Annotated in this window: 13 protein-coding genes and 1 pseudogene; 6 read left to right on the top strand and 8 right to left on the bottom strand. The window is 63.5% G+C overall.

What is annotated here, in order from left to right; genetic code table 11:
- Positions 1 to 15: 15 nt before the first annotated feature.
- From AWB80_RS27065 to AWB80_RS27050, 4 genes are all read left to right on the top strand, one after another.
- Positions 16 to 1329, top strand: coding sequence for a DUF3426 domain-containing protein (locus AWB80_RS27065; RefSeq protein WP_061177800.1), 1314 nt, complete (start codon positions 16 to 18; stop codon positions 1327 to 1329).
- A 123-nt stretch (positions 1330 to 1452) separates the two neighbouring features.
- Positions 1453 to 1953 carry a thiol peroxidase gene (gene tpx / locus AWB80_RS27060; RefSeq protein ID WP_061177744.1) on the top strand — a complete coding sequence of 167 codons (501 nt, stop codon included), beginning with the start codon at positions 1453 to 1455 and terminating at the stop codon, positions 1951 to 1953.
- Positions 1954 to 2073: 120 nt separating this feature from the next.
- Entirely contained in the window at positions 2074 to 3012 is a 939-nt protein-coding gene (locus AWB80_RS27055; protein ID WP_061177743.1) for a carbohydrate kinase family protein, read from the top strand.
- Positions 3013 to 3029: 17 nt separating this feature from the next.
- Complete coding sequence (locus AWB80_RS27050) at positions 3030 to 3509, top strand: outer membrane lipoprotein (protein WP_061177742.1); 480 nt, start codon at positions 3030 to 3032, stop codon at positions 3507 to 3509.
- 257 nt (positions 3510 to 3766) lie between these two features.
- Here AWB80_RS27050 and AWB80_RS27045 read toward each other — a convergent pair whose 3' ends face one another.
- The 4 genes and pseudogenes from AWB80_RS27045 to AWB80_RS27030 form a co-directional block, all read right to left on the bottom strand.
- Entirely contained in the window at positions 3767 to 4447 is a 681-nt protein-coding gene (locus tag AWB80_RS27045) for a histone H1-like DNA-binding protein (protein WP_087131629.1), read from the bottom strand.
- A gap of 31 nt (positions 4448 to 4478) precedes the next feature.
- Positions 4479 to 4806, bottom strand: a pseudogene (locus AWB80_RS45015) (hypothetical protein).
- Positions 4807 to 4909: 103 nt separating this feature from the next.
- A complete protein-coding gene (locus tag AWB80_RS27035; protein ID WP_061177740.1) occupies positions 4910 to 6154 on the bottom strand; it encodes a ribonucleotide-diphosphate reductase subunit beta in 1245 nt (414 codons plus the stop codon).
- Positions 6155 to 6847: 693 nt separating this feature from the next.
- Positions 6848 to 7060: a DUF3820 family protein gene (locus AWB80_RS27030; RefSeq protein WP_061177739.1), complete on the bottom strand. Its 213-nt coding sequence runs from the start codon at positions 7058 to 7060 to the stop codon at positions 6848 to 6850.
- Between the two features lie 122 nt (positions 7061 to 7182).
- Between AWB80_RS27030 and AWB80_RS27025 the strand changes: the two genes are divergently transcribed.
- Positions 7183 to 8580 carry an MFS transporter gene (locus AWB80_RS27025; protein ID WP_061177738.1) on the top strand — a complete coding sequence of 466 codons (1398 nt, stop codon included), beginning with the start codon at positions 7183 to 7185 and terminating at the stop codon, positions 8578 to 8580.
- A 186-nt stretch (positions 8581 to 8766) separates the two neighbouring features.
- Here AWB80_RS27025 and AWB80_RS27020 read toward each other — a convergent pair whose 3' ends face one another.
- The 4 genes from AWB80_RS27020 to AWB80_RS27005 all read right to left on the bottom strand — a co-directional run bounded on the left by AWB80_RS27020 (position 8767) and on the right by AWB80_RS27005 (position 14243).
- The gene (locus tag AWB80_RS27020; protein WP_061177737.1) at positions 8767 to 11769 is read right to left on the bottom strand and encodes a ribonucleoside-diphosphate reductase subunit alpha; all 3003 of its coding nucleotides are present in this window, start codon (positions 11767 to 11769) and stop codon (positions 8767 to 8769) included.
- Between the two features lie 573 nt (positions 11770 to 12342).
- A complete protein-coding gene (gene ampD, locus AWB80_RS27015) occupies positions 12343 to 12966 on the bottom strand; it encodes a 1,6-anhydro-N-acetylmuramyl-L-alanine amidase AmpD (RefSeq protein WP_061177736.1) in 624 nt (207 codons plus the stop codon).
- Entirely contained in the window at positions 12963 to 13301 is a 339-nt protein-coding gene (locus tag AWB80_RS27010; RefSeq protein WP_061177735.1) for a PP0621 family protein, read from the bottom strand. The genes ampD and AWB80_RS27010 overlap by 4 nt, the downstream gene beginning before the upstream one ends.
- A 27-nt stretch (positions 13302 to 13328) precedes the next feature.
- The gene (locus AWB80_RS27005) at positions 13329 to 14243 is read right to left on the bottom strand and encodes a cytochrome C assembly family protein (RefSeq protein ID WP_061177734.1); all 915 of its coding nucleotides are present in this window, start codon (positions 14241 to 14243) and stop codon (positions 13329 to 13331) included.
- Positions 14244 to 14353: 110 nt separating this feature from the next.
- Between AWB80_RS27005 and ffh the strand changes: the two genes are divergently transcribed.
- Positions 14354 to 15721, top strand: a complete 1368-nt coding sequence (ffh, locus tag AWB80_RS27000) for a signal recognition particle protein (RefSeq protein WP_061177733.1) — start codon at positions 14354 to 14356, stop codon at positions 15719 to 15721.
- Positions 15722 to 15780: the final 59 nt, after the last annotated feature.

Below are 15780 nucleotides of genomic sequence, written 5' to 3'. Positions count from 1 at the left end.
AACGGCACTTCTTATATGGCGCTGGCAACCCGCTGCCCTCACTGCGAAACCGTGTTCAAGCTGGACCCGCACCTGCTCGCGCCGCATGACGGCCGCGTGCGCTGCGGACACTGCCAGGAAGTCTTCGATGCCGCGCATCATCGCTTCGAGCTTCCCGATGAGCCGGCCGCGGCTGGCGTCGCGCAGCATGCCGCGATCATCGACGATGACGTCGCCGTCGGGCCCACGACCAGTTCTCCCGATACGCCCGCCCGCGCACCCGTCACGCCCGAAGCACCGCTGAAGCCGCGTCCGTTCGCACCGCGCAAGCTCGATCTCGATACGCCTTCCCAGCCCGCCCCGCCCTTCGGCACGAAGCCCGGTGAAGACAGCGAACGCACGGTCTACGCCGATTCCCCCGCGCTCGGCAGCGCATCGGGGCAGTCGCGCCCAGCGCCTCCGCGCTCCGAGCCCGCGCAGTCCGATGCAGCGAACGAGCCGTCCGCGCTGCCTTCCGAACCGGGTCGTCTGAAACAGTTCATCCGCGTCGGCTCGCCGCATCCCGACGCCGCGAACTCCGCGCAAGGCGGCGCTGGTTTGCCGCTCGGCGAGCCGCCCGCCGCGCCGTTCGCGGGTCCCGTCGATGATCGCGCCGAGCCGTTCATCGGACCGGTTCCGCAACTCGATGCGCCGCCCGCACGCCCCGCGCCCGAAGCGCCTGCCGCATCCGCCTGGCGCAACGACGAGGAGCCGGCCTTCAGCGCCAAACCGCCCGCCCCCGCGCGCCGCGCAAGCGCGAACGAAGCGTTTCCGGTCATCCGCGAGTCGCGGGAGCCGCGGGAGGCCCGCGCGCCCGTGCGCGCCGCGCCAAGCAAACTCGGGCGCGCCGTCGGCATCATCTTCGCCGTGTTGCTGGCGTTGCTGCTGCTGGTGCAGCTCGCGTGGTGGCAGCGCGAATCCGTGATGGTGCTGGTGCCCGGATCGCACTCGCTCTATTCGGATGTCTGCGACCAGATCGGCTGCACGATCTCGCCGCCGCGCAACATCGACGGATTGCAGATCGAGAGTTCCGGCCTGCGTCAGGTGGACGGTCCGCACAAGCTCGAATTGAAGCTGTCGCTGCGCAATCGGCTGGATGTCGCGCTCGCGTATCCGGCGCTCGAACTCACGCTGCTCGACGACAAGAACAACGTCGCGATCCGCCGCGTGCTCTGGCCGCAGGATTACGCGCGACCGGGTACGATATTCGCCATCGGCCTTCCGCCGCAAAGCGCGCAGCCGGTCGTCGTCCGGCTCGATACGGGCGACGCGGTCGCCGCGAATTACCGGGTTCAGGTCTTTTATCCGTGATCACGGCCTTGGCGCCTCGTCGCGCGCAAGGCGAACCCGGTGCCACACGACGCGCGTGCCTGCCCTCATGGCTCGGCACGCGCGATTTTCCTGTCAGCATCTGACAATTCTCTGGAGCGCAACATGAGTCAAGTTACCCTCGGCGGCAACCCCATCGACGTCAGCGGCACGTTTCCGGGCGCGGGCCAGCAGGCGTCCGAATTCACGCTCGTCGGCGCGGATCTCGGCGACGTCAAGCTCGCGAGCTTCGCGGGCAAGCGCAAGGTGCTGAACATCGTTCCGAGTCTCGACACGCCGACCTGCGCCACCTCGACGCGCAAGTTCAACGAAGCGGCCGCGGGCCTGAACAACACGGTCGTGGTCGTGGTTTCGGGCGACCTGCCGTTCGCGGCGAAGCGCTTCTGCACGACCGAAGGCATCGAGAATGTCGTGACGGCATCGACGTTCCGCGGCAATGAGTTCGCGCAGGCCTACGGCGTCGACGTGACGAGCGGCCCGCTCAAGGGCCTGACGGCGCGCGCGGTCGTCGTGCTGGACGAAAACAACAAGGTGCTGCACTCGGAGCTCGTGCCTGAGATCAAGAACGAACCGAACTACGACGCAGCGCTCGCCGCGCTGAAGTAATCCTTCGCGACAGACCGCTTCGCATCGAAGCGGTCTGCGCATACGAGGCGCGGTGACCCACTCGCCGCGTGCCGTATGCGCATTTTTTTCCTCGGCCCCTATTCATAAAGGACGTTCGCCTTGGCTACGCTCATCTGCGGCTCGCTCGCCTACGACAACATCATGACTTTCCAGGGCCGCTTCGGCGACCACATCCTGCCGGACCAGGTGCACATGCTGAACATCAGCTTCCTGGTGCCGACGATGCGGCGCAACTTCGGCGGCTGCGCAGGCAATATCGCGTATGCGCTCAAGCTGCTCGGCGGCGATCCGAAGATCATGGCGACGCTCGGCGCGGCCGATTCGCAGCTCTACACCGACCGGCTCGACGCGCTCGGTCTGTCAAAGGAATACGTGCGCGTGCTGCCCGATCAGCACTCGGCGCAATGCTTCATCACGACCGATCTCGCGAATAACCAGATCACCGCGTTCCACCCCGGCGCGATGATGGAATCGCACCTGAACCGCGCCGATGAAACACGCGGCATCTCGCTCGGCATCGTCGCGCCCGACGGCGCACAGGGCATGCGCGAACACGCCGAAGGAATGGCCCGCGCGGGCGTGCCGTTCGTGTTCGATCCGGGCCAGGGATTGCCTATTCTGGAAAGTGCGGAACTTTGTCGCATGATTGAACTCGCCACCTACGTGGCGGTCAACGATTACGAAGCCAAGTTATTGAGCAACAAGACCGGCTGGTCGATCGAAGACATCAAGAGCCGGGTCGATGCCGTCGTCGTGACGCGCGGCGAACACGGCGCGCAGATCTATCATGAAGATGGCGTACTTGAGATTCCCTGCGTGGAAGCGCGTCAGGTGGTCGATCCTACCGGTTGCGGCGACGCATTCCGCGGCGGCCTGCTGTACGGCATCGAAAACAAGCTTGGCTGGGAGAAAACGGGGCGTCTCGCAAGTCTGATGGGCTCGCTGAAAATCGAACATCAGGGACCGCAAACCTACGCGCCGACGCGCGTCGAAATCGAAGAGCGTTTCAAGCAGGCTTTCGGAAGCAGCCTGTTCTGAATGATTGGAGTGAAGGAATGAAAACGGTAAGTCGTATCGCGCTGGCAATGGCGCTCATCGGCTCGGTGGCGCTGACGGGCTGCGCCTACAACAGCAGTTCTTCGGACGTCTACACGGCCTCGCAGGCGCAGCGTGAGGAAACGGTGCGCATGGCGACGGTCGAAAGCGTGCGTGGCGTGAAGATCAGCTCGAACAATGGTCAGCCGACCGGGCTCGGCACGATCGGCGGCGGCGCACTGGGCGGCGTCGCGGCGGCAAGCGCGATCGGCGGCGGCAATGGCTCGATCATCGCGGGCATCATCGGCGGTCTGGCGGGCGCCGTGGCGGGCAACGCGGTCGAGAACAGTGTCGCGATGAAGAACGGCCTGGAGATCACCGTACGCCTCGATAACGGCGATCTGCGCGCGATCACGCAGACCGCGAACGGCGAAGTGTTCCAGGCGGGCGAGCGGGTGCGTCTGTTGTCGAGCGGCGGGGTCACGCGCGTGACTCACTGAACCGAGGCACCGAGGCATTCAGCGGAGGATTAGGCGCCGCGCCACAAGGCGCTCACCTCTGCTAAACGAGCGCATGTATCGAAAGATGCATGCGCTTTTTCTTTGGGCGCTCGACTCGTGTGAGTTGCCCCATGCGATTCGTTCGCCGAAACGAAAAACCCGCCGCCAGGTTGCCCCGGCGACGGGTTCAGGCCGGGTAGGCCTACCCGGACCAAGGGCACAGCGCGCTGTGCCTGGGTGTTGCCTACTGCGAGAACTTACGGACGGCTGCCCGTCGGGAACGGCCATGCTGCTGCCGGGTTCAACGCCGTCTTGACAGCCGCAGCCGGAGCCGGAGCGGGCGCCGATACGGTCGTTGCCGTCGTTGCAGGAGCGGCAGCCGTAGTCTTCTTCGCAGCAGCGGCCTTCTTGGCCGGAGCCTTTTTCGCAGGGGCCTTCTTCGCAGCAGGAGCGGGCGCAGCCGCAGGCGCAGCGGCTGCGGTCTTCGCAGCAGCCTTTTTCGCAGGGGCCTTTTTCGCGGCAGCCTTCTTCGCCGCGGCCTTCTTCGCAGGAGCCTTCTTCGCTGCGGCCTTCTTCGCAGGCGCCTTCTTGGCGACAGCCTTCTTTGCCGCGGCCTTCTTCGCAGGCGCCTTCTTCGCTGCGGCCTTCTTCGCTGCGGCCTTCTTCGCAGGCGCCTTCTTCGCCGCGACCTTCTTCGCTGCTACCTTCTTTGCCGCGACCTTCTTCGTCGCTACTTTCTTTGCGGCGACTTTCTTCGCCGCGACTTTCTTCGTAGCAACCTTCTTCGCCGCGACCTTCTTCGCTGCTACTTTCTTTGCAGCGACCTTCTTCACAGCGACCTTCTTAGCGGCAACCTTCTTCGCCGGCGCAGCCTTCTTGGCGGTGACCTTCTTTGCTGCAGCCTTCTTCGCGGCGGGTTTTTTCTTGGCAACTGCCATGGTTTTTCTCCTTCAGGTTTTCAGATGAGAGTCAGTTCAAACTACACCCTTCGTCAAAACCCGCTTCCCACGCGTCGCCTCTCACAGCGCACGCTACGAAGCGGATTATTCATCGGCGTACGCTGATCCCACCTGCTTACGCTAATGAATACGGCAAGGCGCGCCGTGCCCCGAGGCACCGCGCGCCAAATTGAGTCAGCACCGCTTGTTCGCGGCGCCGGCCATCGCTTGATCGAGCCAGCGAGCTTGCCGCTGGCATATTCCGGGGGGAAGTTTGCCCATCCCTTTTCAGGGAACGCAAAACGCCTGTCTTCGATTCGAGCCACTTGGCCCGCCAAGTCAGTAGGCGCACTTTGCATCAGGCGACCGTTCTCCTAAACCTTGTCGGCCGGGCGCGCGTGAGCGACACGCTGCTGCCCGTCCGTCCCGTCGATTTCGTCTGCAACACGTCCTGGATTTTTATTATTCCCAGGTCAGCGCGCCGCCGGTTTGATACTCAATCACGCGTGTCTCGAAGAAGTTGCGTTCCTTCTTCAAGTCGATCATTTCGCTCATCCACGGGAACGGGTTTTCCTCGTTCGGGAAGAGCGGGTCCAGTCCGATCTGCTGGCAACGCCGGTTGCAGATGAACCGCAAGTAGCTCTTGAACATCGACGCGTTCAGGCCGAGAACCCCGCGCGGCATGGTGTCTTCAGCGTAGCGATATTCAAGTTCGACAGCCTGCTTGAAGAGCTCACGGATCTCGGCCTTGAATTCGGCGGTCCACAGTTGCGGCTCTTCCAGCTTGATCTGGTTGATGAGGTCGATGCCGAAGTTGCAGTGCATCGATTCGTCGCGGAGGATGTACTGATACTGCTCCGCTGCGCCCGTCATCTTGTTCTGGCGACCCAGCGCCAGAATCTGCGTGAAGCCGACATAGAAGAACAGGCCTTCCATGATGCAGGCGAACACGATCAACGACTTCAGCAATTTCTGGTCCGCTTCGAGCGTGCCGGTGGTGAAGGCCGGGTCGGTCAGCGTATTGATGAAGGGGATGAGGAACTCGTCCTTGTCACGGATCGACTTGACCTCGTGATACGCGTTGAAGATCTCGCTTTCATCGAGACCCAGCGATTCGACGATGTACTGGTACGCGTGCGTGTGGATCGCCTCTTCGAACGCCTGGCGCAGCAGGAACTGGCGGCACTCCGGAGCGGTGATGTGACGGTACGTGCCGAGCACGATGTTGTTCGCCGCGAGCGAGTCCGCCGTGACGAAGAAGCCGAGGTTGCGCTTGACCACGCGGCGCTCGTCGTCCGAGAGACCGTTCGGGTCTTTCCACAGGGCGATGTCGCGCGACATGTTCACTTCCTGCGGCATCCAGTGATTCGCGCAGCCGGCGAGGTACTTCTCCCACGCCCACTTGTACTTGAACGGGACGAGCTGATTGACGTCGGTCTTGCCGTTGATGATGCGCTTGTCGGCGACATTGACGCGCGCTTCGCTCTGCGCGGCGATCGCGCTGGCGGACGGCGTGGCGGCTGCGGGGGGAACGAAGCCATCGGAGAAGATGTTGTTCGCCTGAGCAGTCTGGGCAGCTTGATGAGCGTGCGCCACTTGCGTCGCGCCTTGCGTGCCGAAAGTCGTACCTTGAGCGTGACGCAACGCGTTCTGTTGCGAAGCGCTCGAGGGAGCTACGGCAGTGGTCTCGTCATCCCAGTTGAGCATAAATTCTCACCATCAATTTAGATCGGTTTGTACCATCTTTTCATGAGCGATAAAAGAGTTTGCTCATGAAAATTCTCGTTTTCATGCGATTTAGATTCGACGTTGCTACCTGCATACAACACTTGGCTCGTCGCTGTGTGTGTGAAGCTCGATGCGACGTGTCTTCAATCGTGTGTGAAGCGGTCCTGATCGAGTGACTTCGAAGGCATCACCGCGTGCTTGCGAGTGACTTCATCGATGCCCTGGAAGCCTTGTATCACAAGGCTTTGCGGCCGACGCACAAAGCACGGTGCGAAGCACATCGTGTTTCGTTGCAAGCATCGGCTCAATGCTGTGCGTGCGATCTCGAACGCATCGAAGCGTGACGCGCTTCGTTCATCGATCCATCTTGCTCGACGACACGCGATGCGATGCAAAACATGTGTCGAGAAGCGATCGACTTGCTGCCTTCGCGCGCTCTCTTCGATGACCTTCGATGCATGTCATGGAACCCATGCCGCGTCGCTCGAAAGACTCTCGCGAAGACATCTCGAAGCGCGCTCTACTGCCTGCTTGCGGCCGCGAATTCGTTGCCGAAGTTTAGCATCTGGTGTCTCGTATTTCCACAATATCTTGTGCTTGCAAATATCGCCAATACAACCTATAGCGTGTTTACGCGGCGACCCGCCTCACCGTAAAACCTTGCGCCACGCGTCATCGGCCTCGCAACGGATCGAGCAACGCACGCAAGTTGTTGTGGTCGATCTCATGCATCAACGCGAGCAGCCTGCCGAGCTTGCCCTCTGGAAAACCCTCACGCGCGAACCACGCGAGATAGTGACCAGGCAGGTCCGCGATGAGCCTGTCCTTGTACTTGCCATACGGCATCGTCTGCGTGACGAGACGCTGCAGATCCTGCGGGTCCATCGCTTCTTCACTCCTCGTTCAATGTTCATCGCACCACGCAACGCGTGGCAATCGCTCAGCGACTGCTCCATATCGGTGCCATAATCGCCGCTCTTGCCGCCAAGAGTTGATCGCGATTCACCATGCCGCTTGCCGTCAAAGCTTTCATCGCCCCTCTCATCGTCGCGTGCGCGATGTTCATGGAAAGCGTCGACGCCAATGTCATCGTCACGGCGATTCCTGAAATGGCCCGCGCCTTCGGACGCGATCCCGTGACGTTGAAGGTCGCCGTCACGAGCTACGTGCTCGGGCTCGGCGTCTTCATACCGATCTGCGGCTGGGTCGCCGACCGCTTCGGCGCACGCGCCGTGTTCCGCACGGCGATCGGCGTGTTCGTCGTCGGCTCGCTGCTCTGCGCGGCCTCCACTTCGCTCGGACCATTCACCGTCGCGCGCTTCATCCAGGGCGTCGGCGGCGCGATGATGGTGCCCGTCGGCCGCATCATCATCTTCCGCTCGGTGCGCCGCTCCGACTTCATCCGCGCGATGAACTATCTCTCCGTGCCCGCAATGCTCGGACCCGCGGTCGGGCCGCTGCTCGGCGGCTTCATCACGACGTACCTGCACTGGCGTCTGATCTTCTTCATCAACATTCCGATCGGCATCATCGGCATCTGGCTGACCAATCGGCATATCGCCAACTCGCACGAGGAGCATCCGGGCCGGCTCGACTGGTTCGGCTTCTTCCTCTCCGCGAGCGCGGGCGTGTTGCTGCTGCTCGGGCTCTCGCTCGTCGGCGGCGAACTGATTCCGCAAGGCACCGCCTACGCGATGTGCGTCGCCGGCGCGCTGATGGTCGTGCTGTACTGCATCCACGCGCGCCGTGCGGAGAAGCCGCTGCTCGATCTGCGCTTCTTCCGCGTGCCGACGTTTCAGGCGAGCGTGCTCGGCGGCTCGATGTTTCGCATCGGACTCGGCGCGGTGCCGTTCCTTCTGCCCCTCGCGTTGCAGGAAGGTCTCGGCATGACTGCGTTCAAGTCCGGCGCGATCACCTGTGCGTCCGCGTTCGGCGGAATGTTCATGCGCTCGCTCGCATCGCGCGTGCTGCATCGCTTCGGCTTCCGTCAGACGCTCTTCTACAACGCCGCGCTGTCGGGCATCGCCATCGCGGCGTGCGGCGCGTTTTTCCCCGGCACGCCGACCTGGGTGATCTGGGCTGTCGTGCTGCTCGGCGGCTTCTTTCCTGCGTTGCAGTTCACGAGCCTCAACTCGCTCGCGTATGCCGAGATCGAAACGCGCGATGTCGGCCGCGCGACCAGTCTCGCGAGCTTCGTGCAGCAGGTGTCGCTTGGGCTTGGCGTGACCGTCGCGGGCATCACGCTCGAGCTCTCGCAATATCTGAACGGTCATGCGAGCGTGCAATGGTCCGACTTCTGGCCTGCGTTTGTCGTCGTCGGGCTGTTCTCTTTTCTTTCGATGCCGATTACTGCGCGTCTTGCGCACGATGCCGGCACGGAGATCTCGCGTGGGACGCGCGGCTGAGTCTGGTTCTTCTGCGGCTTTCGCCGGATCCCGTGTTCGTGTCGGTCTATGAGCACTGCCGCCCCGCACAGGGGCAACACCAATAGACCGACACGCCAACGGGATCCGGCAAAAAAAAACGGACCAGCACCGGAGCATAAAAGAAACCGCTCCGATGCCGGCCCGCCCGACCGGCTCACTCGACGCTTACTGGCAAGCCTCGCACTCGTCGAAACCCGCATCGCCCGGACGCATCATGCAGACCGGACCATCGGCTTCCTGAGCCGGCGCTGCCTCGACCGCCGCAGCATTGAACCCGCCCGCGCCCGACGACGCACCACCCGACACGCCACCGAAGCCACCTTGCGCACCCGAGGCGCCGCTACCACCATCGCCCGACGGCACCGCGTTCAGCGCGCCGTGCGCGACCGTCGACTTCTCGACGTGCGTCGCCGCCATCGTGCGGAGGTAGTACGTGGTCTTGAGGCCGCGAATCCACGCGAGCTTGTAGACCTCATCGAGCTTCTTGCCCGACGCGCCCGCCATGTAGATGTTCAGCGACTGCGCCTGATCAATCCACTTCTGACGGCGCGACGCCGCCTCCACCAGCCACTTCGGATCGACTTCGAACGCGGTCGCGTAGATCGCGCGCAGATCGGCCGGAACGCGGTCGATGCGCGAGAGCGTGCCGTCGAAGTACTTCAGATCCGACACCATCACTTCGTCCCACAGCCCGCGCGCCTTCAGGTCACGTACGAGGTAGTCGTTGACGACCGTGAATTCACCCGACAGATTCGACTTCACGTACAGGTTCTGGAAGGTCGGCTCGATGCACGCCGACACGCCGATGATGTTGGAGATCGTCGCCGTCGGCGCGATCGCCACGCAGTTCGAGTTGCGCATGCCGTACGTCGAGATGCGCGAACGCAGTTCGGGCCAGTCCATCGACTCGGACGAATCCACTTCCACATACCCGCCGCGCGCGTCGGCCAGCAGCTTCAGCGAATCCTGCGGAAGAATGCCGCGATCCCACAGCGAGCCGCGATACGTCGCGTAACGGCCGCGCTCTTCCGCGAGTTCCGTCGATGCGTAGTACGCGTAGTAGCAGACGGCTTCCATCGAACGATCCGCGAACTCGACCGCATCGCCCGACGCGTACGGCGTGCGCAGCAGATGCAGGCAGTCCTGGAAGCCCATGATGCCCATGCCCACCGGACGATGCTTCAGGTTCGAGTTACGCGCCTTCGGCACCGCGTAGTAGTTGATGTCGATGACGTTGTCGAGCATGCGCATCGCCACGCTGATGGTGCGCTTGAGCTTGGCGTGATCCAGCGCGTAGCTGCCGTCGGCCTGCTTCACCATGTGCGCGACCAGGTTCACCGAGCCGAGATTGCACACCGCGATTTCCGTCTCGCTCGTGTTCAGCGTGATTTCCGTGCACAGGTTCGACGAATGCACGACACCGACGTGCTGTTGCGGCGAGCGCACATTGCACGGATCCTTGAACGTGATCCACGGATGGCCGGTCTCGAACAGCATGCCGAGCATCTTGCGCCACAGTTGCGCCGCCGGCAGCTTCTTGAACAGCTTGATCTCGCCGCGCGCTGCTTTCTCTTCGTAAGCCACATAGGCCTTCTCGAAGTCCGCGCCGAACAGGTCGTGCAGGTCCGGGCAGGTCGACGGCGAGAACAGCGTCCAGTCGCCGCCTTCGACGACGCGCTTCATGAACAGGTCGGGAATCCAGTTCGCCGTGTTCATGTCGTGCGTGCGGCGACGGTCATCGCCCGTGTTCTTGCGCAGTTCGAGGAATTCCTCGATGTCGAGGTGCCACGTTTCCAGGTACGCGCAGACCGCGCCCTTGCGCTTGCCGCCCTGATTCACGGCGACGGCCGTGTCGTTCACGACCTTCAGGAACGGCACGACGCCTTGCGACTTGCCGTTGGTGCCCTTGATGTGCGAGCCGAGCGCGCGCACGCGCGTCCAGTCGTTGCCGAGGCCGCCCGCGAACTTCGAGAGCAGCGCGTTTTCCTTGAGCGCTTCGTAGATGCCGTCGAGATCGTCGGCGACGGTCGTCAGATAGCACGACGACAGTTGCGAGCGATGCGTGCCCGAGTTGAACAGCGTCGGCGTCGACGACATGAAGTCGAACGACGAGAGCACGTTGTAGAACTCGATGGCGCGCGCTTCGCGGTCGATTTCGTTGAGCGACAGGCCCATCGCGACACGCATGAAGAATGCCTGCGGCAGCTCGATGCGCGCGCCTTCGACGTGCAGGAAGTAGCGGTCGTACAGCGTCTGCAGGCCGAGGTAGCCGAATTGCAGATCGCGGTTCGCGTCGAGCGCGGCGCCGAGGCGCTTCAGATCGAATTGCTGGAGCTTGTCGTCGAGCAGGCCGGCTTCGACGCCGCGCTTGATGAACAGCGGGAAGTATTCGGCGTAGCGCTCGCCCATTTCGGCTTGCGTCACTTCGTCCACGAGAATTTCGCGGCGGATCGTGTGCAGCAGGATGCGCGCGGTGACCTGGCTGTACGCCGGGTCCTTTTCGATCATCGTGCGCGCGGCGAGGATGGACGACTCGTAGACCTGCGACATCGGCACGCCGTCGTACAGATTCTTCACCGTTTCCGCGACGATCGGCTCGGCCGACACCGCGTCGCCGAGGTTCGCGCACGCGGAGACGATCAGCGCCTTCAGCGCGTCGAGATCGAGCGGGCGCGTGACGCCATTGTCCGTCACGTTGATGACGCCTTCGTGCGCCTGCGCGTCCTGCGTCTGCGCGCGCTCTTGCGTACGCTGCTGCGTGCGCTTCTCGCGATACAGCACGTATGCACGCGCGACGTTGTGCTCGCCGCCGCGCATCAGCGCGAGTTCGACCTGATCCTGAATGTCTTCGATATGGAACGTGCCGCCATGCGGACGGCTGCGCACGAGCGCGCGCACGACGGCTTGCGTCAGTTGCTCGACGAGCTCGCGCACACGCGCGGAAGCTGCGCCCTGCCCGCCGTTCACGGCGATGAATGCCTTCGTCACCGCGATCGCGATTTTCGTCGGCTCGAACGACACCACGCTTCCGTTGCGACGGATGACCTTGTAGTCGGCAAACGTCGTGTCCGGCGCGAGCGCTTGCGCTGCGCTCGTGGACTGGGCACCGCCCATCGGCTGTGCGGATGCGCCTTCGAAGGAAGTCGCGGCGTTCTCGGTGGTTTGCATGTGCAAAACTCCTGGTGTTCGAATGGTGCGGATGGTCCGCGGATTTATCACTTATGCCGCGCGCGTCAGGACATCGTCATGAAGATTGCGCGGTGTTTTGGCGGTCAAGCGGGCTGTGAATGCAGCAGGCTGGAAACACGATTCGCGGCGCTTACGGCCCGCATTGTCTTTGGCGTCTCATGCGGTGCCCGCGTTGGCGCGCGGTGTCGGTCGACGCAACTCGCGCTCACTTGCTTGCCTTCTTCACGGTGCTGCTCGCTGGCGCTCGATGCGCCCGACGTCTCCCTCCTCGCAAAGAGAAACGGTCTCGCGCATCGCCCCGGGCCAGCCAAACTTCTCTTACGCCGGAAAGCCGGCGGCGCCGGCTCATCGGAGCGGGCGCCGCCACAACAACACAAGATCTAGTGCCAATTACGTCTTTCGGCACCAAGTATAGTGGACATCCGCGCAGTCTCAAAAAGGTTTATTTGCCTGACGTCTGGCGAAACGGGGTTGACTTTTGCTATCGCAAAGCGCGGCAAGGCCTCGCGCGCAACGCTGTTGCGCCGCAGCGAGAAAGACCTTACGCGGCGCTCAGATGCTGGGCTGGAAGGGGAAAAACGAAGGCGGCAAGGCGCTGTCGTGACGCATGCGCTGCCAGTCGAAATGCGGGCCGGGATCGGTCTTGCGGCCAGGCGCGATGTCGGAGTGGCCGGCCACGGCATCGATCGGATAGCGCTTCACGATGATGCGCACGAGCGCGCTCAACGCGGCGTACTGCGCGTCTTCGAACGGCATGCGGTCGCTGCCTTCGAGCTCGATGCCGATCGAGAAATCGTTGCAGCGCTCGCGCCCGCAAAACGACGAGACGCCCGCGTGCCACGCGCGTTCATCGCAGGAGACGAACTGCTGGATCGCGCCATCGCGGCGAATCACGAAGTGCGCCGACACGCGCATGCCGCGCAGATGATCGAAGTACGGATGCGCGTCGTGATCGAGCTTGTTGAGAAAGAAATCGGCGATCGCGTCGGTCGTGAAATCGTCGGGCGGCAAGCTGATGTTGTGCACGACGATGAGCGTCGGCACGGCGTCGCCGGGGCGCGCCTCGAAGTTCGGCGACGGCCGGCGCGACGCGTGCGTGAACCAGCCTTGCGCGTCGATATGCGGATCGCCTTGCCTGACGACAGGCTGGACGTGCGGGACGTGCTGTGGGGTCATCGCGCGTCGCGACCGGTCGGACGGCTCGCGTAGTGGCGCGCGTGATCGGCGCAGCAAAAGCGCTCGCCCGCGACGACGATCGACTCGCTGCGCGGCGTGTGCACGCCGCACTGCGCGCAACGGATCAGCGGATCGGCGAGTTGCGGCGCGCCGTTCGACGCGCCATTACCATTGCCATTGCCATTACGCGCGCGCTGCGCGCCACTGGCGCCGCCCGCGGTCGCACCGCCGCCCTGGGCCTCGCCCTGCTGCGCGCGCTCGTTCGCGCGGCGCAGCTTCTTCAGGAGCCACTGGCTCACGAAGAATAGAACGATCAGAAAGATGAAATTTCGCATCGATTCATGCCGATAGAAAGTACGCGCTCAGACCACCGCGCGATGCAGCAGCACTTCGAACACGAAGCGGCTGCCCACATACGCGAGCAGCAGCGCGACGAACGAAGCGAGCACCCAGCGCAACGCGGCGCGTCCGCGCCATCCGGAGATGCGGCGCGCGGTGAGCAACGCGCCGAACATCAGCCAGGAGATGAAAGCGAATATGGTCTTGTGATCGAAGCGCAGCGCGCGGTCGACCAGTTGTTCGTTGAACGCGATGCCCGACACGAGCGTAAGCGTGAGCAGCACGAAGCCCGCCGCGATCAGACGGAACAGCAGCTTTTCGAGCGTCAGGAGCGGCGGCAGCGCGTCGAGCCAGCTCGTGAGCCAGGTGTTGCCGGTATGACGCGTCGCCATGCCGCGCATGCGTTGCAAACGGCGTTCGAGCATCAGCATCAGCACGGCGTGCAGCGCGGCGATCGCAAAGAGTCCGTACGCAATGTTCGCGATCAGGAAATGCAGCTTGAACATCGGCGCGGCGGAGTACGACAGCACGCGCACGCCGCCGAACACGAGCGGCATAAGCGACGCGATGCACGCGAGCGGCAGCACGAGCAGACGCAGGCCGTCGAGCGGAAAGAAAAAGCTTTCGATCCAGTAGATGCCCGCGCCGAGCCAGAACATCGCGGAGAGCGCGAACGCGAAGCCGAAGATCATCGCGTTCTGGGGGAAGATCGTGGTGTGCAGCAGGATGCCGTGCACGAGCAACGCTATTAATAATAGAGCGCGGCCCGTTGCACCCATCGCGCCCATGCCCCGCGACACTTTCGGCGCCGCCTGCGCCATGCCCGAAGGCACACCGGCCAGCGCCGGCTCCACGGCCGTGTGACGATGCGCGCGCCACCCCGCTACGGCCAGTCCGCCGTAGAGAAGCGCAGTGAGGGCATACAGTACAATATCCATGTTCGAAGTTTACACTAGGCCCCTGAATCGCGACGTTTTCCCCCTTGCGGCAACGCGGGGCGTCGAGTCGTTCTGCGCTGAAAAAGGGCCGCATTCCCTACCGCTCCCCCATGCTCGATAACCTCACTCAACGGATGGCGCGCGTCGTCAAGACGCTGCGCGGCGAGGCCCGGCTCACCGAGGCCAACACGCAGGAAATGCTCCGCGAGGTGCGGCTTGCGCTGCTCGAAGCGGACGTGGCGCTACCGGTCGTGCGCGAGTTCATCGCGAAGGTGAAGGAGAAGGCGCTCGGCGAGGAAGTCGTGTCGAGCCTCTCGCCGGGCCAGGCGCTCGTCGGCGTCGTCCAGAAGGAACTGACGGCCGTGATCGGCGGCGATTACGAAGGCAAGGCCGCCGAGCTGAATCTCGCTGTCACGCCGCCCGCCGTCATCCTGATGGCCGGCTTGCAGGGCGCGGGTAAAACGACCACGACGGGCAAGCTCGCCAAACTCCTGCGCGAAAAGAGCAAGAAGAAGGTGCTCACCGTTTCCGTCGACGTGTACCGCCCCGCCGCTATCCGCCAGTTGCAGACGGTGACCGAGCAGGTCGGCGCGGACTTTTTCCCGTCGGAGCCGAACCAGAAACCTGCGGACATCGCGCGCGCGGCGATCGACTGGGCGAAGCGGCACTATCACGATGTCGTGATCGTCGATACGGCCGGCCGCCTCGGCATCGACGAAGCGATGATGAACGAGATCAGCGAGCTGCACACGCTGCTCAAGCCCGCTGAAACGCTGTTCGTCGTCGACGCCATGCTCGGTCAGGACGCGGTCAACACCGCGAAGGCGTTCAACGACGCGTTGCCGCTCACCGGCGTCGTGCTCACCAAGCTCGACGGCGATTCGCGCGGCGGCGCGGCGCTCTCCGTGCGCCACGTCACCGGCAAGCCGATCAAGTTCGTCGGCGTCGCGGAAAAGCTCGACGGCCTCGAAGTCTTCCATCCGGATCGCATGGCGAACCGGATTCTCGGCATGGGCGACATTCTCGCGCTCGTCGAGGAAGCGCAGCGCGGCGTCGACAGCCAGGCCGCGCAGAAGCTCGCCGACAAGGTCAAGAAAGGCGGCGACTTCGACCTGAACGATTTCAAGGCGCAACTCTCGCAGATGAAGAAGATGGGCGGCCTCTCGTCGCTCATGGACAAACTGCCCGCGCAGTTCCAGCAAGCCGCGCAAGGCGCGGACATGAACAACGCGGAAAAGCAGATGCGCCGCATGGAAGGCATCATCAACTCGATGACCATTCAGGAACGCGCGAAGCCCGAACTCATCAAGGCCGCGCGCAAACGCCGTATCGCCGCGGGCGCGGGCGTGCACGTTCAGGAAGTGAACCGCATGCTCAATCAGTACGAGCAGATGCGCGGCATGATGAAGAAGCTCAAGGGCGGCAATCTGCAGAAGATGATGCGCGGCATGAAGGGCATGCTGCCCGGCATGCGCTGAAACGCAGCACGTCGAACCCGCGTTTGCGCGCGTCGCCCGACGCGAAGGAAGCGCGGGTT

It is taken from the genome of Caballeronia pedi (assembly GCF_001544915.2).
Lineage (GTDB): Bacteria > Pseudomonadota > Gammaproteobacteria > Burkholderiales > Burkholderiaceae > Caballeronia > Caballeronia pedi.
This window is presented reverse-complemented; position numbering and strand designations above follow the sequence as displayed.